Source organism: Allobosea lathyri (assembly GCF_900108245.1).
Taxonomy (GTDB): domain Bacteria; phylum Pseudomonadota; class Alphaproteobacteria; order Rhizobiales; family Beijerinckiaceae; genus Allobosea; species Allobosea lathyri.
This window is the reverse complement of record NZ_FNUY01000005.1, coordinates 1-20,305: the sequence shown is the minus strand read 5'-3', so window position 1 is coordinate 20,305 and position 20,305 is coordinate 1. Positions and strand designations below refer to the sequence as shown.

20 protein-coding genes are annotated in these 20,305 nt (G+C 66.2%); 13 read left to right on the top strand and 7 right to left on the bottom strand.

Annotation, left to right across the window (positions count from 1 at the left end; translation table 11 throughout):
* Positions 1-7: 7 nt before the first annotated feature.
* Genes C4S73_RS13010 through C4S73_RS12980 form a run of 7 tightly spaced genes read right to left on the bottom strand, consistent with a single transcriptional unit; the run spans position 8 to position 6,271 of the window.
* Entirely contained in the window at positions 8-1,264 is a 1,257-nt protein-coding gene (locus C4S73_RS13010) for an acetyl-CoA hydrolase/transferase family protein (RefSeq protein WP_103872949.1), read from the bottom strand.
* An 11-nt stretch (positions 1,265-1,275) separates the two neighbouring features.
* Positions 1,276-2,472, bottom strand: a complete 1,197-nt coding sequence (locus C4S73_RS13005; RefSeq protein WP_103872948.1) for an acetyl-CoA C-acetyltransferase — start codon at positions 2,470-2,472, stop codon at positions 1,276-1,278.
* 28 nt (positions 2,473-2,500) lie between these two features.
* Positions 2,501-3,421 carry an SDR family oxidoreductase gene (locus C4S73_RS13000; RefSeq protein ID WP_200828008.1) on the bottom strand — a complete coding sequence of 307 codons (921 nt, stop codon included), beginning with the start codon at positions 3,419-3,421 and terminating at the stop codon, positions 2,501-2,503.
* Between the two features lie 2 nt (positions 3,422-3,423).
* On the bottom strand, positions 3,424-4,578 hold the full coding sequence (locus C4S73_RS12995) for an acyl-CoA dehydrogenase family protein (protein WP_103872947.1): 1,155 nt from the start codon (positions 4,576-4,578) through the stop codon (positions 3,424-3,426).
* Positions 4,579-4,609: 31 nt separating this feature from the next.
* Positions 4,610-5,008: a MaoC family dehydratase gene (locus C4S73_RS12990; protein WP_103872946.1), complete on the bottom strand. Its 399-nt coding sequence runs from the start codon at positions 5,006-5,008 to the stop codon at positions 4,610-4,612.
* A 10-nt stretch (positions 5,009-5,018) separates the two neighbouring features.
* The gene (locus tag C4S73_RS12985) at positions 5,019-5,423 is read right to left on the bottom strand and encodes a MaoC family dehydratase (protein ID WP_103872945.1); all 405 of its coding nucleotides are present in this window, start codon (positions 5,421-5,423) and stop codon (positions 5,019-5,021) included.
* The gene (locus C4S73_RS12980) at positions 5,420-6,271 is read right to left on the bottom strand and encodes an IclR family transcriptional regulator (protein ID WP_103872944.1); all 852 of its coding nucleotides are present in this window, start codon (positions 6,269-6,271) and stop codon (positions 5,420-5,422) included. Before C4S73_RS12980 ends, C4S73_RS12985 begins: the two co-directional genes overlap by 4 nt.
* A gap of 108 nt (positions 6,272-6,379) precedes the next feature.
* Here C4S73_RS12980 and C4S73_RS12975 point away from each other — a divergent pair, with 108 nt between their 5' ends.
* From C4S73_RS12975 to C4S73_RS12915, 13 genes are all read left to right on the top strand, one after another.
* Positions 6,380-7,636 (top strand): CaiB/BaiF CoA transferase family protein, encoded by a 1,257-nt coding sequence (locus C4S73_RS12975; RefSeq protein WP_146071346.1) that lies wholly within the window; start codon positions 6,380-6,382, stop codon positions 7,634-7,636.
* A 46-nt stretch (positions 7,637-7,682) separates the two neighbouring features.
* Positions 7,683-8,870, top strand: a complete 1,188-nt coding sequence (locus C4S73_RS12970) for an ABC transporter substrate-binding protein (RefSeq protein ID WP_103872942.1) — start codon at positions 7,683-7,685, stop codon at positions 8,868-8,870.
* Positions 8,871-8,903: 33 nt separating this feature from the next.
* Positions 8,904-9,779, top strand: coding sequence for a branched-chain amino acid ABC transporter permease (locus tag C4S73_RS12965; RefSeq protein WP_103872941.1), 876 nt, complete (start codon positions 8,904-8,906; stop codon positions 9,777-9,779).
* Entirely contained in the window at positions 9,772-10,695 is a 924-nt protein-coding gene (locus tag C4S73_RS12960) for a branched-chain amino acid ABC transporter permease (RefSeq protein WP_103872940.1), read from the top strand. Before C4S73_RS12965 ends, C4S73_RS12960 begins: the two co-directional genes overlap by 8 nt.
* A 1-nt stretch (position 10,696) precedes the next feature.
* Entirely contained in the window at positions 10,697-11,437 is a 741-nt protein-coding gene (locus tag C4S73_RS12955) for an ABC transporter ATP-binding protein (protein ID WP_103872939.1), read from the top strand.
* Positions 11,427-12,149 carry an ABC transporter ATP-binding protein gene (locus C4S73_RS12950; protein WP_103872938.1) on the top strand — a complete coding sequence of 241 codons (723 nt, stop codon included), beginning with the start codon at positions 11,427-11,429 and terminating at the stop codon, positions 12,147-12,149. Before C4S73_RS12955 ends, C4S73_RS12950 begins: the two co-directional genes overlap by 11 nt.
* 2 nt (positions 12,150-12,151) lie before the next feature.
* A complete protein-coding gene (locus C4S73_RS12945; RefSeq protein WP_103872937.1) occupies positions 12,152-14,086 on the top strand; it encodes an AMP-binding protein in 1,935 nt (644 codons plus the stop codon).
* Between the two features lie 12 nt (positions 14,087-14,098).
* Positions 14,099-14,878, top strand: coding sequence for an SDR family oxidoreductase (locus tag C4S73_RS12940; RefSeq protein WP_103872936.1), 780 nt, complete (start codon positions 14,099-14,101; stop codon positions 14,876-14,878).
* A gap of 27 nt (positions 14,879-14,905) precedes the next feature.
* Positions 14,906-15,718, top strand: a complete 813-nt coding sequence (locus C4S73_RS12935) for an enoyl-CoA hydratase/isomerase family protein (protein ID WP_103872935.1) — start codon at positions 14,906-14,908, stop codon at positions 15,716-15,718.
* A 6-nt stretch (positions 15,719-15,724) separates the two neighbouring features.
* Positions 15,725-17,755 (top strand): FAD-dependent oxidoreductase, encoded by a 2,031-nt coding sequence (locus tag C4S73_RS12930; RefSeq protein ID WP_160115762.1) that lies wholly within the window; start codon positions 15,725-15,727, stop codon positions 17,753-17,755.
* Positions 17,756-17,768: 13 nt separating this feature from the next.
* On the top strand, positions 17,769-18,521 hold the full coding sequence (locus tag C4S73_RS12925) for an SDR family NAD(P)-dependent oxidoreductase (protein WP_103872933.1): 753 nt from the start codon (positions 17,769-17,771) through the stop codon (positions 18,519-18,521).
* 9 nt (positions 18,522-18,530) lie between these two features.
* Positions 18,531-19,412 (top strand): NAD(P)-dependent oxidoreductase, encoded by an 882-nt coding sequence (locus C4S73_RS12920; protein WP_103872932.1) that lies wholly within the window; start codon positions 18,531-18,533, stop codon positions 19,410-19,412.
* 7 nt (positions 19,413-19,419) lie between these two features.
* Positions 19,420-20,305: acyl-CoA dehydrogenase family protein (locus C4S73_RS12915; RefSeq protein WP_103872931.1), on the top strand; the 886-nt coding region annotated here is incomplete at its 3' end.

Below are 20,305 nucleotides of genomic sequence, written 5' to 3'. Positions count from 1 at the left end.
CCGCGATTCACGGCGTCGATGACCCTGCCGAGGCCATCAGATCGTCCCGGAACTGCGGGGCGGCAATCGAGATCAGCTTCCGGATACGTTCCTGCAAGGACAGCCCTCGCAGATCGACGGCGCCATGCTCGGTGACGATGATCGCCGCATCGGCGCGCGAGATCGTCGCAGGCCCCGAAAGCCGAGCGACGATCCTGCTTCGTGCCTCGCCCTTCACGAGCGCTGTCGATGGCAGGGCCACGATCGGCAGTCCGCCCTTCGAAGCCCGCGCGCCGCGCAGAAAATCGACCGCGCCACCGACGGCCCCGACATAGCTCCGTCCGACCGTCTCCGTGTTGATCTGGCCGGAAAGATCGACCTCCAGCGCTGAATTGATCGCTGTAAACGCGGGCAGAGCCGCCAGCGACTCCCGGTCATGCGTCACATCGATCGGGCGCAGCCTGAGCGACGGGTTCATGTGAGCGAAGGCGAGCAGCTTCCGGCTTCCAAGCAGCGTTCCCGCGACCGAAAGCCCGCGATCGATGCGCTTGCGGGCATTTGTGATCGCGCCGCATTCGATGAGCCGCATCGCACCATCGCTCAGCACACCCGAATGGAGTCCGAGATCCCTGCGATCTCCCAACAGATCGGCGATGCAGTCTGGCAAGGCGCCGAGTCCGAATTGCAGCGTCGCTCCGTCCTCGACCAGCGCTGCGACATTCGCGGCGATACCGCGTTCGATCTCGCTCGGCGCGGCTCTTGCCATGTCCGGCAAGGGGCGATCGGTCCGGATGATGACGTCGATATCCCCGATATCGATCTCTGCCGAGGTGAACGGTGCCTGCCGGTTGACCTCGGCGATCACGACCCTGGCCGATGTGGCCAGGCCTTCGACATAGTCGCTGGCGCAGGACAGGCTGAAGCGCCCACCGTCCGGGTGCTCCGCGAGCTGAAGCAGGAGCACATCGACCGTCTCGCGAAGCACCTTCCCCAGGTCGGAGTAATGGACGGGCAGGATGTCGAGCGCGCCGGCCGCCGCCAGTCTACGGTTGGTTCCGGTTCCGCAGAAGGAGCTGAACCGGACATGGTCGGCGTGAGCCGGGTCCGTCGTCTCCGACAGGCTGATGCCGATGAAGGCCCTGAAAGCCCCGATCCGCGCGCGCTGCGCCATCAGGCGGCTCGTCAGCGCCAGCGGCTCGGCCGAGGCCTGCCCCCAGCAGACCAGGTCGCCTGGCCGAATGAGCGACGCGAAGTCGAGAGCGTCGGATTCAACGACCGAAGGCATGTCTGGACGCCTCATGCCCGCTCGAACACGGCCGCGACGCCCTGACCACCGCCGATGCACATCGTCTCGAGACCGTAGCGCACGCCCCGGCGCTTCATCTCATGCACAAGCGTCGTCAGGATGCGCACGCCGGTGGCCCCGATGGGATGTCCAAGCGAGATGCCGGAGCCGTTGACGTTGACACGCTCCTCATCGACCCCGCCCCATGACTGGAGCACCGAGAGCACCTGGCAGGCGAACGCCTCGTTGATCTCGATCAGGTCCATGTCGGCGACGGACAGGCCGAGTCGGCGCATCAGCTTGGCCGTCGCGGGAACCGGGCCGATGCCCATCTCAGCGGGCTCACATCCCGCCGCGGCCCAGCCGACGAGAAAGGCATCCGGCGTCAGGCCGAGCGCCTCGAGCCGGTCCTCGGCGACGACTAGGCAGGCGGCCGCTGCATCGTTCTGCTGGGCGGCGTTGCCGGCAGTCACGGTTCCGCCCGTTTGCACCGGACGCAAAGCCGCGAGCGAGTCGGCTGTCGTGTCGGCCCGGATGCCTTCGTCCCGGGCAACGAGAACGGCATCGCCGCGCTTCTGGGCAACGCTGACCGGCACGATCTCTGCCGCCATGCGGCCCTCGGCCCAGGCGGCGGCCGCGCGCTGCTGGCTGCGGGCGGCATAGGCATCCGCCGCTTCCCGCGAGATCGCGAATTTCCGCGAAAGGTTCTCGGCCGTCTCGATCATGCCGGAGATATGGCCGAAGCGATGGACCGGTTGCGAGCGCTCGCGCCCGCGGTCGAGCCTGTCATAAAGGATGGGAGAGCCCGAGCGCGTGCCCCATCTGACACCGGTCGTATAGTGCTCGATATTGCTCATACTCTCCACGCCGCCGGCCAGAACGACGTCGCAGGCCCCGGTCTGCACCATCATCGCAGCCGTCACGATCGACTGCAGGCCGCCGCCGCAGCGCCGGTCAAGCTGCATGCCGGGCACGGCGATCGGCAACCCCGCCTCGAGCGCGATCCAGCGCCCGACGCAGGGCGTCTCGGAATTGGCGTAGGACTGGGCGAACACCACATCCTCGACCAAAGCCGGGTCCAGCTTCGTCCGCTCGAGGATGGCATTGACCACGGCGGCCCCCAGGCGTTCGACGGGGACATCCTTCAGGGCGCCTCCGAACCGGCCGACGGGCGTGCGGAGGGGGGTGACGATCGCAGCGCGGCGCATGTCCAAATACCCTTCTTCAATCGCCGGCTCAGACCGGATCCCAGGTAAACACGTCCGACGACACGTCGAGTTCGTGGAAGCTCGCAGACAGTGCCGGCATCGCGTGATCGGCGATCTGCTCCGGCGTCCAGCCTTGCTCGCGCTGGACCGAGCGCACGGGCCTCGGCTGGCTGAACAGCAGGATCTCGTTGTTGCGGACGCAGAAGATCTGTCCGGTCACGCTGTCGGCGCGGTCCGACAGGAGATAGACCGCCAGCGGTGCGACCTTGGCCGGAGTCATCTGCTGGAGGCGCGCCACGCGCTCCTGCTGCTCGGGCGAATCGACCTTGATGGAGCTGATCATGCGACTCCACGCGAAGGGCGCGATGCAGTTCGAGCGAACCCCGAAACGTCGCATATCGAGCGCGATCGACTTCGACAGCCCGACGAGGCCCAGCTTGGCAGCCGAATAGTTCGCCTGGGCGAGATTGCCGATGAGGCCCGAGGTCGAGGTCATGTGAACCAGGCTGCCCGATTGCTGCTCCTTGAAGATGGGCGCGGCCGCACGGCTGACGTTGAAGCTGCCGTAGAGATGCACCTTGAGGACGCGATCCCATTCCTCCAGCGACATCTTGTGGAAGAAGGCGTCGCGCAGGATGCCGGCATTGTTGACGATGCCGTCGAGGCGCCCGAACGCATCAAGGGCGACGCTCACGATCCGCTGCGCGCCCTCGGGCTCGGCGACGCTGTCCAGGCTGGCGACCGCCGTTCCGCCCGCGCTGCGGATTTCCTCGACGACGCGCTCGGCAGGTCCCTTATCCTCGCCTCGACCATCGAGCGCGGCGCCGATATCGTTGACGACGACCCTGGCGCCGTGCGCGCCCGCCATGAGCGCAATGTCGCGCCCGATTCCGCCACCGGCTCCGGTGACGAGTATGACTTTGCCGTCGAGCATCGCATTCTCTGTCATGGTCAGGCTCCCTTGAGAACCTGGCGAGCGATCAGCAATTGCTGGATCTGACTCGTGCCCTCGTAAATGCGCAGCAGGCGCACGTCGCGATAGAAGCGCTCGACGGCGTACTCGCTCATGTAGCCGGCGCCGCCGTGAACCTGGACCGCACGGTCGGCGACACGGCCCACCGCCTCCGTCGCAAAGTATTTGGCGGCCGAGGCTTCGGTCCGCGCTGCGCCGTCGCGGTCGTAGATCGCGGCGGTCTGCTCGACCAACGCCCTCGCCGCCAGATATTCGGTGTGGCTGTCGGCGATCATCGCCTGGACCAGCTGGTATTCTGCGATCGGCTTGCCGAACTGGCGCCGCTCCTTCGCGAACCCCACCATTTCGGCGATGAGCCGGTCGCACATTCCGGTGGCGAGTGCCGCGATATGAATGCGTCCGCGGTCGAGAACGCGCATGGCGAGGCGGAAGCCGCGGCCGGGAACGAGGCCGATGATCGCGCTGGCCGGCACCCGCACATTGTCGAACATCACGTCCGAGGTGGTCGTGCCGCGTTGGCCCATCTTGCGGTCCTTCTTGCCGATCGACAGTCCGGGCGTGTCGCGCGGCACCAGAAAGGCCGAGATGGCATCGGCGCCCGGCTTGTCGAACTCGGTGCGGGCCATCACCGTGAACAGGCCGGCGCGCTGGGCATTGGTGATGTAACGCTTCGTTCCGCTGATCAGGTAGTCGTCGCCGTCGCGGACAGCGCGCGTGGTCAGGCTGGCGGGGTCGGAACCCGTATCGGGTTCCGTCAGTGCAAAGGCGGATATCAACTCGCCGCTGGCGAGGCTCGGCAGATAGGCCTGCTTCTGGTCTTCTGTGCCTTCGAAGATCAGGCCGCGTGCGCCGATGCCGATATTGGTCGCGAGCAGCGACCGGAAGGCCAAAGCCGTGTGGCCGAAGATCTGTGCGATCTGCGTTTCCTGGCGGGCATTGAGGCCTATGCCGCCATAGGCCGGTGGGATCGTCAGCCCGAACAGGCCCAGATCCCTCATTTCGGCGACGATCTCGTCGGGAATCTCGTCCTCGATTTCGAGGCGCATCTCGTTGGGTACCAGCCGCTCGGTGACGAAACGCTGGATGGCGTCCTTCAACTGGCTGAATGTCTCGTCATCGACCGCATCGGTCATTCTGATCGTCCTTCCGTGTGTTCTTATGGGATCAGCCGGCCATGCCGATCACGCAGGTGCCCTCGAGGGCACGCTCGCCATTCTCGGTCGCGACGAAGATCTCGTAGGTCCCGGTCCTCGGGTCGCGCAGGCTTCCGCCGGCCAGCACGGTGGCACCCACCGGCACCGGTCGGCTGAACCGCACCTCGATCGCCACCTCCGCCGGGAGCGTCCCAAACGTTTTCTCGATGGCCTCGACCACCAGATTGAGTCCCAGGGTCCCGTGGATGATAGGCGCGCCGAACGGAGTCCTGGCGGCGAATTCGGGGTCGAGGTGGATCGGGTTGAAATCCGCGGTCAGCTCGGCATAGCGATGGACGATGTCCGCACCCACGTGCAGTTGCGCCGGCTGCAGTTCCTGCGGCAAAGCGATATCGTGGTGAACAGCCATGCCCAGCTCCTCACTTCGCCCAGATCGTGCGGATTTCGCCGCCCAGGATGTTTTTGGAACCGTTCCGCAGGCTCACACCGAATGTGACCCAGCGACGCTCCCTGCGTAGCTCCTTGGCGACGCAGGCGACCTCTGCCTGGAGTTCGTCGCCGGGCCTCGCGGCGCCACCAAACCTCAGCGTCTGGCTCGCATGGATGTTGCCGGGCGGGCGTGGCTGGATCGCCCGCAGATAGGCTTCCATCATTGCGGCCACGAGCAGCCCCGACGGCAGCCTGTCGGGCGTCGTCGGCAACCCGTAGATCGCGGTCCAATGGGCGATCCGCTGCGCGTCGAGCGCGATCGAAAGACGTCCCAGCACCGATCCCGGCAGGAAATCGTCGAAAGTCCAGACAGCGGGCGACGTCGCTCCTGTCATCGGGGGCGCTCCTGGTTCCGCGGCACCGCGCGTCCCGATGCGATGCGCCGCTCGGATTGCCGGACGCCGCGCGAGACCCCGAACAGCGCCTCGCTGATCCAGTCGGCCGAATCCCGTAGATCCATCGCCAGCCGCTCGATATCGCGCCTGGGCAGCTGCCCGGCGATGTTGATGCCGCTGATGCCCAGGCGTGGCTTGCCGGTCGGATCGGTGATGACCGCGGCAGCGATTTCCAACCCGATGAAAAGCTGTCCGAAATCGAAGGCGAAACCGTCCTGCTTCGCGCGCTCGACATCGTCTGCATAGGCGTCGAAGCTTGGCGGCGCCTGCCATTGCAGTGTGTCGAAATGTTGCTTCAGCTCCTCACGCGGAGGATCGCGCAGCGCTGCATAGCAGCGTCCGACCGCGCCTACATACGTTGGCAGACGCGATCCATGGGACATGTCCACCCGCACCGTGCGGGCGCTCGACACACGGTCGACCAGCATGATCCGTTCGCTGTCGGTAATGTGCCAGAGGCAGATCAGGCTCTTGTGCTCCCCTGAAAGGCGCAGAAGCTCGGGCCGGATGAGGTCGGCCTGGTTCGCCCCCAACAGGGGCAGCGAGAACTCCAGCACCCCCAGGCCGATCCGGTAGGTCTTCGCATCGTCGTCGAACTCCACCAGCCGCTCGCCCGCAAGCGTGCGCAGGATGTTGAAGCACGTGCTCACGCTCACGCCGGTGTCGCGCGCAATCGCCGCAACGCCTGCCGGTTCGCTTCGCTGAACCAGCGATCTCAGGATCGCGACGGCATTGGCGACGGCGCCGACGATTTTTGGCGAGAGGTCTTGATCAACCGTGGCGCTCATGTATGAATGGCTTTCAGAAAAACGTGAATGTCATTCCTTATAGAGAATGACTAACACGACAGGGTCAGCGATGGGAAGTCCCTATCGCAGAAATCCGAGGCGAGGATCGTGACGGGGAACGCGCAATCGAAGCAGGATGCTTCACCGCAAGGCGCCATGGAGGCACGGCCTTCCCTGGGGTTGGCGGGGCTGCGAATTCTCGATTTGGGCCGCTACATCGCCGCGCCCCTCTGTGCCGCCATGTTGGCGGACCAGGGCGCCGAAGTGATCCGCATCGAACCGCCGGCGGGTGCGCCGGATCGCGAGGTCATGCCCATCGGGCTGGCCGGGCGCGGCGCGGTCTATCTGCAGATGAACCGCAACAAGAAGTCGCTCGCGCTCGATCTCGATAGCCCAGGGGGACGCACGGCCTTCGAGCGTCTCGTCGCCACATCCGACGCCGTGATCGTCAACCTGCCGCCGGCTGCCTTGCTTCGGGCGCGGCTGGACTATGACAGCCTGAAGGCCTGCCGCGAGGACATCATCCTGGTGACCGTCTCGGCCTATGGGCCGGAGGGGCAGAGCCGCGATCGCATCGGGTTCGACGGCACCGGTCAGGCGCTCAGCGGCGCCATGCATCTGACGGGCACGGGCGAGATGCCCATGCGGGCCGCGATCTCCTGTGTCGACTACGCTGCCGGAATGTCGGCGGCCTTTGCCGCGATGGCAGCCCTTTACGAGCGCCGGCTCACCGGCCGGGGGCAGCATGTCGGGACGTCGTTGCTCGGCACCGCGCTGACGATGACCAATCCGATGCTGATCGAGGAGGCGGCGGGCGCGCGCAGCCGCAGGCCGCTCGGCAACCGCAGTCCGATCGCCGGCCCCTCCGACCTGTTCGCGACTGACGATGGCTGGGTCATGGTCCAGGTCATCGGCGACGGCATGTTCCGTCGCTGGGCGAAGCTGATGGGCAGGGCTGATCTGGTCGAGGATCCACGATTCGCCTCCGACATCTCGCGCGGGGAGCATGGCGAGCTACTGAGCGCGGTCATGGCTGAATGGTGTGCCTCGCGCTCGTCGCAGCGCTGCCTTGCCGAGCTCGAGGCGGCGAAAATTCCGGGCTGCCGCGCACTCACGCCAGCTCAGGCCCTGGCCGCGGACGAAAATGTCACCGGCGGCTTCTTCGCGGATGAGCCGGTCGCGGTCGGACGGGGCAGCGTGCCGATCGCATCAAGGGTCGTGCGCACCGCAGCCTCAACGGCGGTCGGCCATCGCCCGGCACCGCAGCTGGGAGAGCATTCGGCCGCGCTGCTCTGCGCCCTCGGCTACGCCGAGGCAGACATTGCGCGACTGACGTCGGCGGCCCCGGACAAGGCAAAGACTTAAAGAAACGGCGCGGCTCAAACGCGCTCCAAAAGGTGGAGGAAATGACATGACGATCACGACCAGGATGAAGTCGCTCGCATTCGGAACGTCTCTTGGCCTTTTCGCCACGCTTGGCGCAGCCAATGCCCAGGAGACGATCAAGCTGGGATTGTCGATCCCGCTCTCCGGCGCCGGAGCCATCTGGGGCAAGGGCTCGGAATTCATGTGCAAGAAGGCGGCGCAGGAGATCGCGCAGGCCGGCGGCGTGAAGGTCGAGGGCAAGACCTACAACTTCGAGTGCCTCGCCTACGACAACAAGTATAACGCCGCCGAAGGCACCCGCGTCGCCCAGACCCTGCTGAACCGCGATGGCGTGAAGTTCATCGCCGGCAGCCTCGGGACCGCCCCGGTGCAGGCGCTCCAGTCGCTCTCGGAGCGCCAGGGCGTGGTCATGTTCACGACGGCCTGGGGTTCGAGCATCAAGGGGCCGAAGTTCCCGCTGACCTTCACCCAGATGAACACGGCATTCGAGATCATCCCGCCCCTGATCCGCTACATCCATGGCCTGCATCCCGAGGCCAAGTCGGTTGCGATGCTGAACCCTAACGACGCGACCGGCCGGGAAACGGAAGGTGTCTCGAAGAAGGTCTGGACCGATACCGGCGTCAAGATTCTGTCGAGCGACTTCTATGAGCGCGGAACGACCGAATTCCAGCCGATCGCGGCCCGTATCGCATCGCTGAAGCCGGAGGTCGTGGACCTCGCCTCGCTGCCCCCGGCCGATGCCGGAGTGGTGCTGCGCGAGCTCGACGTGCTCGGCTGGAAGGGCGTCAAGGTCATCGCGGTCGGCACCGGCGTCGACGGCTTGAAGGCGACCGGCGGCAATGCGATCGAAGGCGTCTACATGGGCGCGGCGGTCATCTTCGACGGCCCGACGGCAACGAGCCAGCAGAAGGCGATCAACGACGAGGCTCGCGGCGTCCTCGGCGAGTCCCTGAATTCGATCCAGATCGGCTTCTACGACTCCGTCTACGCCATCAAGGCAGCGATGGAGAAGGCGCAGTCGATTGACCCCAAGAAGGTCGGCGCAGTTCTGGCAGACGTCTCCTTCACGTCCTTCTACGGCAACAAGGTCGACTTCTACGGCACTGGCACCTACGGCGCTCGGCAGCAGATGCGCCTGCCCGTGTCGATCTCGCAGGTCCAGGACGGCAAGCTGGTCGAGAAGTCGCGCATCGTGCCGGAAGGCAACTGATCGCGGGATTCGTCAGGACGAAACCATCCGGCCATGCAAACCACGATCCAGCTCATCCTGACGAGCCTTCAGATAGGCGCCGTCTATATCCTGTTCTCGCTCGGCCTGACGCTCATCTTTGGCGTCATGCGGATCGTGAACTTCGCGCACGGGCACCTCTTCGCCGTGTCGGCCCTGGTTGTGGCCTACACGGTGCCGTGGCTAGCGAGTGGCGGCATTCCCGTCTTGCCGGCCTATCTGCTGTCGGTGCTGGCGGGCGTGTCCGTCGCCATGGCGCTCGGCTTCCTGATGTACATTTTCGGGTTCAGGGGGTTCCGGCGCGACATGGTGGGATCCTTCATCCTGTCGATCGGTCTCGTGCTCCTGCTCGACGGCATTCTCCTGAAGACATTCGGAGGAGCCGTCAGGCCGGTGCCGGAAATCCTGCCGGGAACGGTGACGATCCTGGGTGCTGCCGTCACCGTCCAGCGGTTTGCCTTGTGCGTGGCGGCGGTCGTGATCACCGGGGTGCTCTATCTGGCGCTGACCCGCACCAAGCTCGGCAAGGCGCTGCGTGCGGTGTCGATCGACCACGAGGCCGCGATGATGCAGGGCATTCCCTATAATCGCATGGCGCTGGCCGGCTTCATGATCGCATCCGCGCTGGCCGCGCTGGCGGGAGCGCTGATCGCGCCCGTCACGATCGTGTCGCCGGTCATCGGGGCGGACTACCTGATCAAGGGCTTCATCGCGGTCATCGTGGGCGGGCTCGGCAGTGTTCCCGGCGCGATCCTCGGCGGCCTGTTCGTCGCCGCGATCGAGACCTTCGGCGCCTTCTATTTCGATCCGAGCTCGGCGAGCATCGGCATCTTCCTCCTCGTCATCGTCGTGCTGCTGGTACGGCCGAAGGGGCTGCTCGGCCATGGATAATCTGAAACTGCCCTGGTGGCTGGCCGGCACCGCGTTTGCGCTCGCCGCGACGTTCCTGGTCCGCGACGCCTACATTGCCAGCGTCGTGAATCTGATCGCCATCGCCGCCCTCACCGCGGCCAGCCTGCGCTTCGTCATGCTGATGGGCGAATTGAACTTCGCGACAGCCGCCTTCGTCGGCATCGGCGCCTATGCGACGGGCGCCGCCATCACGATCCTGAACTGGCCGTTCCTCGCCGCGCTGCTGCTCGGCGGCGTCGTCGCCTGCCTCGTCAGCATCGTCTTCGGCTACATCACGCTGCGCACCAAGGGCCCGTACTTCCTGCTGATCGGCTTCGCCTTCACCGAGGCGGTGCGCATCCTCTATTCGAAGAGCAGTGCGCTCGGCGGCACCTCCGGCATGATCGGCATCTTTCCGCCGGCAGCACTCGACGCCTGGATGCCGACCTTCATCATGGCGGTCTCGGCGCTGCTGATCTTCGGGCTCTACGTCCTCGAGCGCTCGGATTTCGGCAAGATCCTGACCGCGATCCGCGACAATGAGAACGTCGCGCGTACGGTCGGCCTCGACATCCTGCTCTGCAAGATCGCCTGCTTCGCGGCGGCCTCCTTCGCGGCCGGCATTGCGGGCAGCCTGCACGCCTTCGCCAACAACGTCATCAGCCCGGGCGATTTCAGCTTCCTCGTAGCAGCCTTCGCGCTGGCCTATGTCAAGGTCGGCGGTGAGGACAATGTCGTGGGCCCCGTCGTCGGCTCGGTGCTGCTGGTCATTCTCGGCAGCTATGCGCTCGGTCTCGGCGGCCAGGAGCACATCTTCTACGGCGGCGCGATCGTGCTTGCGGTCTTGGCTCTCCCTCACGGGGTGACCGGCCTGGCCAAACGGGGCTTCGCTGCGCTCTCGGGCAGGGGGCGCTGACATGCAGGCTGCGGATCAACCCCTCCTGACGACCAAGGGTCTCACGCGCCGCTTTGGCGGCCTCGTCGCGGTCTCCAATCTCGATTTCGAGATCCGCCCGCGCGAGATCCTCGGCCTGATCGGTCCCAACGGCGCCGGCAAGAGCACGACGTTCAACCTGATCAGCGGCTTCTACAAGCCGACGGCGGGCGAGCTTTTCGTCTTCGGCCGGAACTGCACAGGCAAGTCGCCGCTGGCGATCAGCCGCATGGGCCTCGTGCGCACGTTCCAGCACGGCAGCCTGATGCGCAGCATGAGCGTGCGCGACAACATCCTGCTGGGCACCATCCACGGTGTCGGCCGGGGAGCCAGGCGGCGTGAGCGTGTGGCTGAGACGGCCGAGATGCTCGGGCTCACGCCCTATCTCGCCGATGAGGCGGGCACGCTGCCGCACGGGCTGCAGCGCCTCGTCTCGATCGGGATCGCCTTCGCAGCGCGGCCGCGGCTGCTCTGCCTCGACGAACCGCTGACCGGGCTGAACCAGACCGAGGTCGCCAACACGCTCACCGTGCTCCAGCGCATCCGCGACGAGTTCGGTTGCTCGGTCCTGCTCGTGGAGCACAACATGAAGGCGGTGATGAGCGTGTGCGACCGCATCGTCGTCCTGCATCACGGACAGCATCTGGCAACGGGTACGCCGACCGAAATCCGTGCCAACGGCAATGTCATCGACGCCTATCTGGGACATCGTCATGGCCACTGAAGCAACGCCTCTGATCGTGTCCGGCCTGTCGGCCAGCTATGGGGTCGTGCCGGCGCTGCGAAATGTCAGCCTGAGCGTCCGCAGCGGCCAGATCGTTACCCTCATCGGAGCGAACGGCGCGGGCAAGTCGACGCTGATCAAGACGATCTGCGGCCTCGTGCGGCCCACCGCTGGCAGCGTCCAGCTGTTCGGGGAGGATGTGACCGGACTGTCGCCGGATCGGCTCGTCACGAAAGGCCTCTCCGTCGTGCCGGAGGGACGGCGGCTGTTCGGCGAAATGACGATGCTCGAGAATCTGGAACTCGGCGCCTACGCACGAACTGACAAGGCGGCCGTCAAACGCGACCTCGAAAAGGTGCTCGATCTCTTCCCCGAGCTGCGCGAACGCCTCTCGACCCAGGCGGGAACCTTCAGTGGCGGGCAGCAGCAGATGATCGCCGTCGCGCGGGCCTTGATGAGCGCACCCCGCATGCTTCTCCTGGATGAGCCGACGATCGGCCTGGCGCCGGCAATCGTCGACCGTATCGCCGAGCTGATCGTCCGCATCGCAGATACCGGCGTGAACATCCTCCTTGTGGAACAGAACGCCGAGACCGCGCTTTCGGTCGCGGCTTACGCCTACATCCTCGAAGGCGGCGCGATCATCGCCGAGGACGCAGCCGGCACGCTGGCGCAAAGCCCCGAAGTCCAGCGCGCCTATCTGGGAATCTGACGATGGCCCTTGACGAGAACCACATCTGGCAGCCGACGCCGGACGATATCGAAAGCGCCCAGGTCACGGCTCTCGCCAGGCGGCTGGGCGTCCGTGACTATGAGGCGCTGTGCGACTTGTCGCTCGATGATCCCGAGACCTACTGGCGCGAGATCGTCAGCTTCTGCGGCATCCAATGGAGCCGCGATTACGAGCGCTATTGCGATCTGTCGCGCGGGGCGCCGCTTCCGCGCTGGTTCGTGGGCGGCGAGTTGAACTGGGTCGATACGATCCTGGACAATCGCGAGGCGGCCGGCCGGACGGCGATCGTCGCCGAACGGGAAGACGGTTCCGCGCGCAGCGTCACCTATCGCGAGTTGGCTGATGAAGTCCGCAGTCTTGCCGCGGGTTTGCTCCGGCTCGGCCTGAAGCGGGGAGACAGGATCGGCCTGCTGATGGAGAACGGCATCGAGGCATCGGTCTCGCTGCTCGCCATAGCCCATATCGGCGCGATCGTGGTGCCGCTTTTCAGCGGCTTCGGAACCGATGCGATCGTAGCACGGCTCGGACCCTGCGGTGCGCGCGCCCTGATCGCCACCTCCGGCTTCCAGCGCCGCGGTCGCTTCGTCTCCACCCGGGAGACGATCGCGACGGTGCGCGCCGCGCTGCCGGGGCTCGAACTGCTCATCCTCAAACGGTCGCCGGAAGACAAGTCCACGCCCGACATCGCGGGCGGGACGCATGAATGGGCGCAGGTCCTGGCTCCGGCCGCCAGTGCACCGCCTTCGGCGCGCATGGCGCCGAATGACCCCTTCATGGTGATCTTCACCTCGGGCACGACAGGCAAGCCCAAGGGTGCCGTCCACGTCCATGGCGGCTTTCCGATCAAGATCGCACATGATTCAGCCATCCATTTCGACGTCGCCCCCGGCGATGTCTTCTGCTGGCCCGCCGATATGGGCTGGATCGCCGGCTCCCTGATCCTCGCCTCCGCCCTGATGCGCGGCGCGACGCTGGTCTGCTACGATGGCGCGCCGGACTATCCCGACTGGTCGCGCATGGCGGGGCTGATCGAGCGCTATCGCGTCACCCATTTCGGCTCCGCGCCGACGCTGGTCCGCGGCTTCGCGTCCAACGAGGTCAAGAGCACGAGCGCCGATCTCTCCTCGCTCAGGTTGCTGATCACGGCCGGCGAGAGCATCGCGCCCGAGCATTTCATCTGGTTCGAGCGCCATTTTGGCCGAGGTGTCTGTCCGCTGATCAACTATACCGGTGGAACGGAGGTCTCGGGCGGCCTGCTCTCCAGCGTCGTCGTCAAGCCGATCGTCCCGGCGGGCTTCAATTCGCGCTCTCCCGGCGTCGCTGCCGACGTGGTCGATCCGGAAGGCAGGTCGCTGACCGGCGCAATCGGCGAACTCGCCATCCGCGCGCCCTTCGTCGGCATGACCGCCAGCTTCTGGCAGGACGACGAGCGCTACCTGGACAGCTATTGGCGCACGATCCCCGGCCTGTGGATCCACGGCGACCTCGCCATGCGAACCGAGGATGGCAACTACTTCATGCTCGGCCGCTCTGACGACACCATCAAGATCGCCGGAAAGCGCGTCGGCCCGGCCGAAGTCGAGGAAATCCTGGTCGAGATCGAGGGGGTCGTGGAAGCGGCCGTCATCGGTGCCGACGACCCGGTCAAGGGGCAGGCGATCGTGGTCTTCCTGACCTGTCGCGATGCGCCCGGCGACATCGCCGGGATCGCGACCGCCCGCATCCAGGAGCGGCTCGGTCGTCCCTTCGCACCGCGTGCCGTCTTCGTCGTGCCTCAGCTGCCGAAGACGCGAAGCTCCAAGATCATGCGGCGCGTCATTCGCAGCGTCTATTCCCGCACGCCGGCCGGTGATCTGTCCTCGCTCGTCAATCCGGAGGCGATCGCCGAGATCGAGCGGATCGTCCAGCAAGCATAGGAACCGGGACATATGGACCTGCAATTGCGCGGCAAGAAGATCCTGATCACGGGAGCGTCCCAGGGTATCGGCGAAGGTCTGGCGGAGACCTTCGCCGAAGAGGGCTGCGACCTGCATCTCGTCGCCCGCTCGGGCGCGAGGCTGGAGGCGCTGGCGAGGCGTCTGCGCGAGGAGCGCGGCATCGCCGTGGTGGTTCAGGAGCAGGACATTGCCGCGGAGGGAGCTGCGGCTGCGATCAGCGCGGCGGCAGGCCGGATCGACGTTCTCGTCAACAATGCGGGCGCGATTCCCGGCGGCGACCTGTGGCAGGTCGATGCCGACGACTGGCGCAAGGGCTGGGAGGTCAAGGTCTTCGGCTATATCGATCTCTGCCGGACCTTCTATGCGCAGATGAAAGCCGCAGGTGGCGGCGTCATCCTGAACAACATCGGCAATGGCGGCGAGAATTTCGATTTCCGCTACATCGCCGGCTCGACGGGGAACGCCGCCTTGATGGCTTTCAGCCGCGCTCTCGGTGGCCGCAGCCTCGATGACGGCATCAGGGTGGTCGGGATCAATCCTGGCCCCGTCGCGACGGACCGCATCGCCAAGATCATGAAGAAACGCGCGAGGGAACAGTGGGGTGACGAGAGCCGCTACACCGAGCTTCTGGCCGCTTACCCGCTCGGCCGGGCGGCAAGCGTGCGGGAGGTTGCGGACCTCTTCGCCTTCCTGGCCTCGCCGCGCTCGGCCTACACCTCGGGCACCATCGTCACCATCGATGGCGGCCTGACATCGCGGCGCTCGATCTGACCGCACCCGACATAAATCGGAGACGACATGACCCTTGAAGCCTATTCCGCCTTTCCGTCGATCCTGTGCGATCGACCGGCACAGGGCGTTTTGCGCCTGACGCTCAACCGGCCCGAGCGCCTCAATGCGCTCGATGCGGACGGCCATCGCGAACTCGCCGACATCTGGCGCGTGGTCGACCGCGACAGGGAGACGCTTGCCGTCCTGCTCTGCGCCAACGGCAAGGCCTTCTCGGCGGGCGGCGATTTCGAAGTCGTCGACAAGCTGACCCAGAGCTTCGAGGAACGCGCCAATATGTGGCGGGAGGCGCGCGACCTCGTCTACAACATCATCAACTGCTCGAAGCCCATCGTCTCGGCCATCCAGGGTTCGGCCGTGGGCGCAGGTCTTGCGGCGGCCCTCGTCTCGGACATTCCGATCGCGGCGAAGACGGCCAAGCTGGTCGACGGCCATGTCAGGCTCGGCGTCGCGGCCGGCGACCATGCCGCGATCATCTGGCCGCTGCTCTGTGGCATGGCCAAGGCCAAGTACCATCTGCTCCTGAACGAGCCTGTCACAGGAGAGAAGGCCGAGGAGCTCGGCCTCGTGGCCTTGGCTGTCGATGAATCCGAGCTTCAGGAGAAGGCGCTCGCAGTCGCCACGCGCCTGGCCGAGGGCGCGCCCGCCGCGATCCAATGGACGAAATATGCCCTGAACAACTGGCTGCGCATGGCCGGCCCAACCTTCGACGCTTCGCTTGCGCTCGAAATGCTCGGCTTCTCCGGCCCGGACCCCGCCGAAGGCCTTGCCTCTTTCCGCGAAAAGCGGCCTCCCGCCTTTCCGCGCAAAGCACCGTACTGAGCCATGATGGCGGGCCGCTACACGAGGCTGCTGAGTCCGCTCAGGCTTGGCCATGTCACGCTGCGCAACCGCATCGCGATGATGCCGCATGCCGTGGTGTTCGGAGCCGGCTATGGAAACGCCATCGAGCGCACCATCGCCTATCACGTCGAGCGGGCGAAGGGCGGCGCCGGCCTCATCGTGATGTCGAATTTCCTGATGCCGGATTCATGGCGGCGGCTGGGCAGCTGGGGAGGGGCGCTGGAGACCACGCCGCTGGGCGGGTTGGACTTGGCCAACGATCGCAGCCTGCAGCCGCATTACCGCCGCATGATCGAGGCCATCAAGGCCGAAGGGGCGTGCTTCGTGTCCCAGCTCAATGCGAGCGGGCGCCAGCTCCGTTCGCCCGGGACCACCCAGTTCGGGCTGCCGCTGTTTGCACCATCGCCGCTACCCTGCCCGCGAACCGGCGAGATCCCGAAGGAGATGAATCAGGGCGATATCGACGAATACATCGCCACCATGATCGACGCCGCGCTGAACATGCAGCAGGCCGGGGCCGACGGTGTCGAGCTCTTCGCGGCTCAGGGCTATCTGCTGCACGAATTCCTCTCGCCCGCGACCAACAAGCGCTCGGACGCCTATGGTGGCTCGCTCGAGAACCGAATGCGCTTCCTGGTCGATGCCCTGCGCGCTATCCGCAAGGTCGTGGGCTCGCAGTTCCTGATCGGTGCACGGATCAACGGCTCCGACGCTGTGCCGGGCGGCATCGAAATCATTGATGCGGTGGAGATCGCGTCCCGGCTTCGCGCGGAAGGTATCGACTATCTCAATGTCAGCGGGCTGACCTCGCTGCACTATCCCGGCTGGATCGCCGACATCAGCGCGCGCGAAGCGCAGTTCGCGCCGCAGGCGGGCGCGATCCGGGCGGCCGTCGCCGGCCTGCCGATCTGCGTAAGCTCCCGCATCGCGACGCCTGAGGATGCCGAGGCCGTGCTTGCGGCTGGCCAGGCCGATTTCGTCGGGATGGCGCGGGCGCTCATCTCCGATCCGGAATTGCCGCTGAAGGCCGCGCGCGGCGATCGTGCCGGCATCAGGGTCTGCACATATTCGAACCAATCCTGCATCGTCGGCCTCGATCGCGGCCGTGGCGTCGGCTGCATCCACAATCCCGCCGTCGGTCGCGAGGCACAGCTCGGGATCGGAACCGCCCGCCCGGCCGCGCGCATGAGGCATGTCGCGGTGGTCGGCGGTGGCCCGGCCGGCATGGCGGCCGCGCGCGTCGCAGCCGAGCGAGGGCATCGCGTGACCCTGTTCGAGCAAGGCGATGCGCTGGGAGGCCAGAACCTGATGACGGCACAGGTTGCCTCGCGCCGCGGTTTCTCGGAGATCCACCGCTGGCAGGCCGAAATGCTCGGCCGGCTCGACATCTCCATTCGGCTTGAAACGCGGGTCGACGGCGCGACGCTCGCCGGCGGTGGGTTCGATGCCGCCGTCATTGCAACCGGTTCTGTCCCTCGACGTGACGGCTACACCTCGCTCAGGCCGCAGGCCGCCGGGATCGAGGGAGCCCGTTCCGCCCGCGTCTTTACCGCATGGGAGGCATTTCGGACGCCCGACGCCTTCTCCGGCCCCGTCATCGTTATCGAGGACGATCCGCATCTGGCCGGCACGGCCGCGGCCGAGAAACTGGCCGAACTCGGACACCGCGTGACGATCGTCACGCCCCACATGCACGCCGGAGCCGACCTGCCCGTTCATCATGCCCCGGCACTCTATCGACGTCTCGCGGCGCTCGGCATCGCCGTTATCCCCGCGACCTTCGTCACCGCGATCGAGCCGGATGGCCTTGTTTGCGAGGACCGCTTCAACGGGAGCGCCAGGCGGATCGCCCATGACGGCCCGATCGTCCTGGCCATGGGCGGTCGCGCCGACGACACCCTGGCGAGGGACCTCGAAGGCAGCGGGCTCGAGATTTTCCTGGTCGGGGATGCGCTCGCGCCGCGCCAGGTCGATGTGGCGATCCTCGACGGCGAACGCGCCGGCTGGATGATCTGAGCAGGAGGATATAGTGGCGAGACTGGACGGAAAGGTGGCCTTCATCACCGGCGCTGCCGGCGGCATCGGGCGCGCGATCTGCGCACGCTACATCGAGGAGGGCGCGCGGATCGCCGCCATCGACGTCAACGCGGCTGCCGTGGCGGACACGCTGCGGGAAGCGTCGGCGGGAGAGCGCGGCCTCGCCTTGATCTGCGACATCACCGACCCTGCCAGCGTGAAGCAGGCGGTTGCCGCGACTGTCGAACGCTTCGAGCGTCTCGACGTGCTCTGCAATGTCGCCGGCGGCTCCAGCAGCGCCGATGCGCGGGTGACGGAGGCGCCGGACGAAGAGTTCTGGCGGGTGATCAAGCTCGATCTCTACGGCACTTTCCTCTGCTGCAAGCACGGCATTCCCCAGATCGTCCGGTCCGGCGGCGGCTCGGTGATCAATTTTTCGTCGATGGTGGCGCTGATGGCCCTGCCCGAGCGGGATTGCTACACGGCCGCCAAGGGCGGCGTGGCGTCGATGACGCGATCGATGGCTGTTGAATACGCGCCGGACAAGATCCGCGTGAACGCGATCGCGCCCGGCCTCGTCCTGACCCCGCGCGCCGAAGGCCTGATGAAGGAGCGCGCCGAACTGCGGCGCCTCGCCGACCAGCACCTGCTCGGACCCTGTCGACCCTCCGATATCGCCGAGATGGCGGTTTATCTGGGCTCCAGTGAGTCACGCGTGGTCACGGGCCAGGTCCTCTCCGTCGACAGCGGCGTCACGATCTCCTGAGGGCATGCCATGACGATCAGAACAGTCGCGGTGATCGGCGTCGGCGCCATGGGCGCGCCGATGGCGATGAACATCCGCAAGGCGGGCTTCGAGCTCACCGTCTGCGATCACAGCGAGGCGGCACGAGCCCCCTTTGCCGCACTCGGCATCCGTTGCGTGACCCGCGCAGCCGATTGTGCCGATTGCGATGTCGTGATCGTGCTGGTGGCGACGCCCGAGCAGGCGAGGGAGGTCGCTCTCGGAAATGGCGGCCTCAGCTCAGGCGTTGACCAGAGCAAGCCGATCCTCGTCGTGATGGGAACGATCGCGCCCGGTTCGATGCAGGATCTCCAGCGCGATCTCGAACCTGTTGGCGTGCGCGTCGTCGACGCACCGATCAGTGGCGGCGTCGTCAAGGCACGCGACGGGACGCTTGCGATCATCATGGGCGGCGCGCGCGCGGATTGCGATGCGCTGCGTCCTCTGATGGAAGCCATGGGAGACACGATCTTCTACTGCGGTCCGCTCGGCTCTGCCCAGGCGACCAAGATCGTCAACAACCTCGTGGGTATCACCACGCTGATGATCGCGGCCGAGGCCTACCGGATCGGGTTGGACAACGGTCTGTTCCTGCCTGACGCGATGCCCGTCTTCGAGGCCAGCACGGGCCGTAATTTCTTCACGGCCAAGGCCGGCGACGCTCCCGAAGCTTATGAGGCCTGGGCGAAGACGCGCGCCGATTTCGAGTCCCTCCAGTCGATCCTGCGCAAGGATATCGACCTCGCTCTAGCGATCGGCCACGGCTCCGGCCCCCTGCCGATGACGCGGGCTTTGCGCGCGGTGCTGGGCACGGTGAGCGACGAAACCTTCGAAAACTGGCGCGCGGTTGCCGCCGCCCCCCGACATTCCTGAGGCAACGATGCATCAATCTTCAGACCACGCCGACATCCGCGACGCCGTCGCCAGGCTCTGCGCGGGCTTTCCGGGCGAATACTGGCGCAAGCTCGACCGCGAGATGGCTTACCCGAGCGCGTTCGTCGATGCTCTCACGCAAAGCGGCTTCCTCTCGGCGCTGATCCCGGAGGAGTATGGCGGGGCCGGCCTGCCGCTGTCGGCCGCGAGCGTGATCATGGAGGAAATCCAGCGCCAGGGCTGCAATGGCGCGGCCTGCCATGCGCAGATGTACATCATGGGCACGCTGCTGCGGCACGGCTCGGCCGAGCAGAAGCAGGCCTATCTGCCCAAGATCGCTTCGGGCGAGTTGCGGCTGCAGGCCTTCGGCGTCACCGAACCGACCAGCGGGACCGACACGACAAGCCTGCGCACGACGGCCCGGCGCGAGGGCGATCATTACATCGTCAACGGCCAGAAGATCTGGACGAGCCGGGCCGCGCAGTCCGACCTGATGCTGCTGCTGGCCCGCACCACGCCGCGCGAGGAGGTCGCCAAACGCACGGAGGGGCTGTCGGTCTTCATCCTCGACATGCGCGAGGCGCTGAAAGCCGGCCTGACGATCCGGCCGATCCGCACGATGATGAACCACGCCACCACCGAGGTGTTCTTCGACAATGTCCGCGTGCCCGCCGCCAATCTCGTCGGCGAGGAGGGCAAGGGCTTTCGCTACATCCTCTCGGGCATGAATGCCGAGCGCATCCTGATCGCGTCGGAATGCGTCGGCGATGCCAAATGGTTCGTCGAGAAGGCCTCGGCCTATGCCAGGGAACGCCAGGTCTTCGGCCGGCCGATCGGCCAGAACCAGGGCATCCAGTTCCCGATCGCCAGGGCCTACGCCAATATGCGCGCAG

Bases quoted from the DNA above. Each gene is read 5' to 3' on its own strand.
- C4S73_RS13010 (WP_103872949.1), bottom strand. From the start codon at position 1,264: ATGCCTTCGGTCGTTGAATCCGACGCTCTCGACTTCGCGTCGCTCATT.
- C4S73_RS12980 (WP_103872944.1), bottom strand. From the start codon at position 6,271: ATGAGCGCCACGGTTGATCAAGACCTCTCGCCAAAAATCGTCGGCGCC.
- C4S73_RS13005 (WP_103872948.1), bottom strand. From the start codon at position 2,472: ATGCGCCGCGCTGCGATCGTCACCCCCCTCCGCACGCCCGTCGGCCGG.
- C4S73_RS13000 (WP_200828008.1), bottom strand. From the start codon at position 3,421: ATGACAGAGAATGCGATGCTCGACGGCAAAGTCATACTCGTCACCGGA.
- C4S73_RS12955 (WP_103872939.1), top strand. From the start codon at position 10,697: ATGCAGGCTGCGGATCAACCCCTCCTGACGACCAAGGGTCTCACGCGC.
- C4S73_RS12990 (WP_103872946.1), bottom strand. From the start codon at position 5,008: ATGGCTGTTCACCACGATATCGCTTTGCCGCAGGAACTGCAGCCGGCG.
- C4S73_RS12920 (WP_103872932.1), top strand. From the start codon at position 18,531: ATGACGATCAGAACAGTCGCGGTGATCGGCGTCGGCGCCATGGGCGCG.
- C4S73_RS12945 (WP_103872937.1), top strand. From the start codon at position 12,152: ATGGCCCTTGACGAGAACCACATCTGGCAGCCGACGCCGGACGATATC.
- C4S73_RS12995 (WP_103872947.1), bottom strand. From the start codon at position 4,578: ATGACCGATGCGGTCGATGACGAGACATTCAGCCAGTTGAAGGACGCC.
- C4S73_RS12935 (WP_103872935.1), top strand. From the start codon at position 14,906: ATGACCCTTGAAGCCTATTCCGCCTTTCCGTCGATCCTGTGCGATCGA.
- C4S73_RS12960 (WP_103872940.1), top strand. From the start codon at position 9,772: ATGGATAATCTGAAACTGCCCTGGTGGCTGGCCGGCACCGCGTTTGCG.
- C4S73_RS12970 (WP_103872942.1), top strand. From the start codon at position 7,683: ATGACGATCACGACCAGGATGAAGTCGCTCGCATTCGGAACGTCTCTT.
- C4S73_RS12930 (WP_160115762.1), top strand. From the start codon at position 15,725: ATGGCGGGCCGCTACACGAGGCTGCTGAGTCCGCTCAGGCTTGGCCAT.
- C4S73_RS12985 (WP_103872945.1), bottom strand. From the start codon at position 5,423: ATGACAGGAGCGACGTCGCCCGCTGTCTGGACTTTCGACGATTTCCTG.
- C4S73_RS12965 (WP_103872941.1), top strand. From the start codon at position 8,904: ATGCAAACCACGATCCAGCTCATCCTGACGAGCCTTCAGATAGGCGCC.
- C4S73_RS12940 (WP_103872936.1), top strand. From the start codon at position 14,099: ATGGACCTGCAATTGCGCGGCAAGAAGATCCTGATCACGGGAGCGTCC.
- C4S73_RS12950 (WP_103872938.1), top strand. From the start codon at position 11,427: ATGGCCACTGAAGCAACGCCTCTGATCGTGTCCGGCCTGTCGGCCAGC.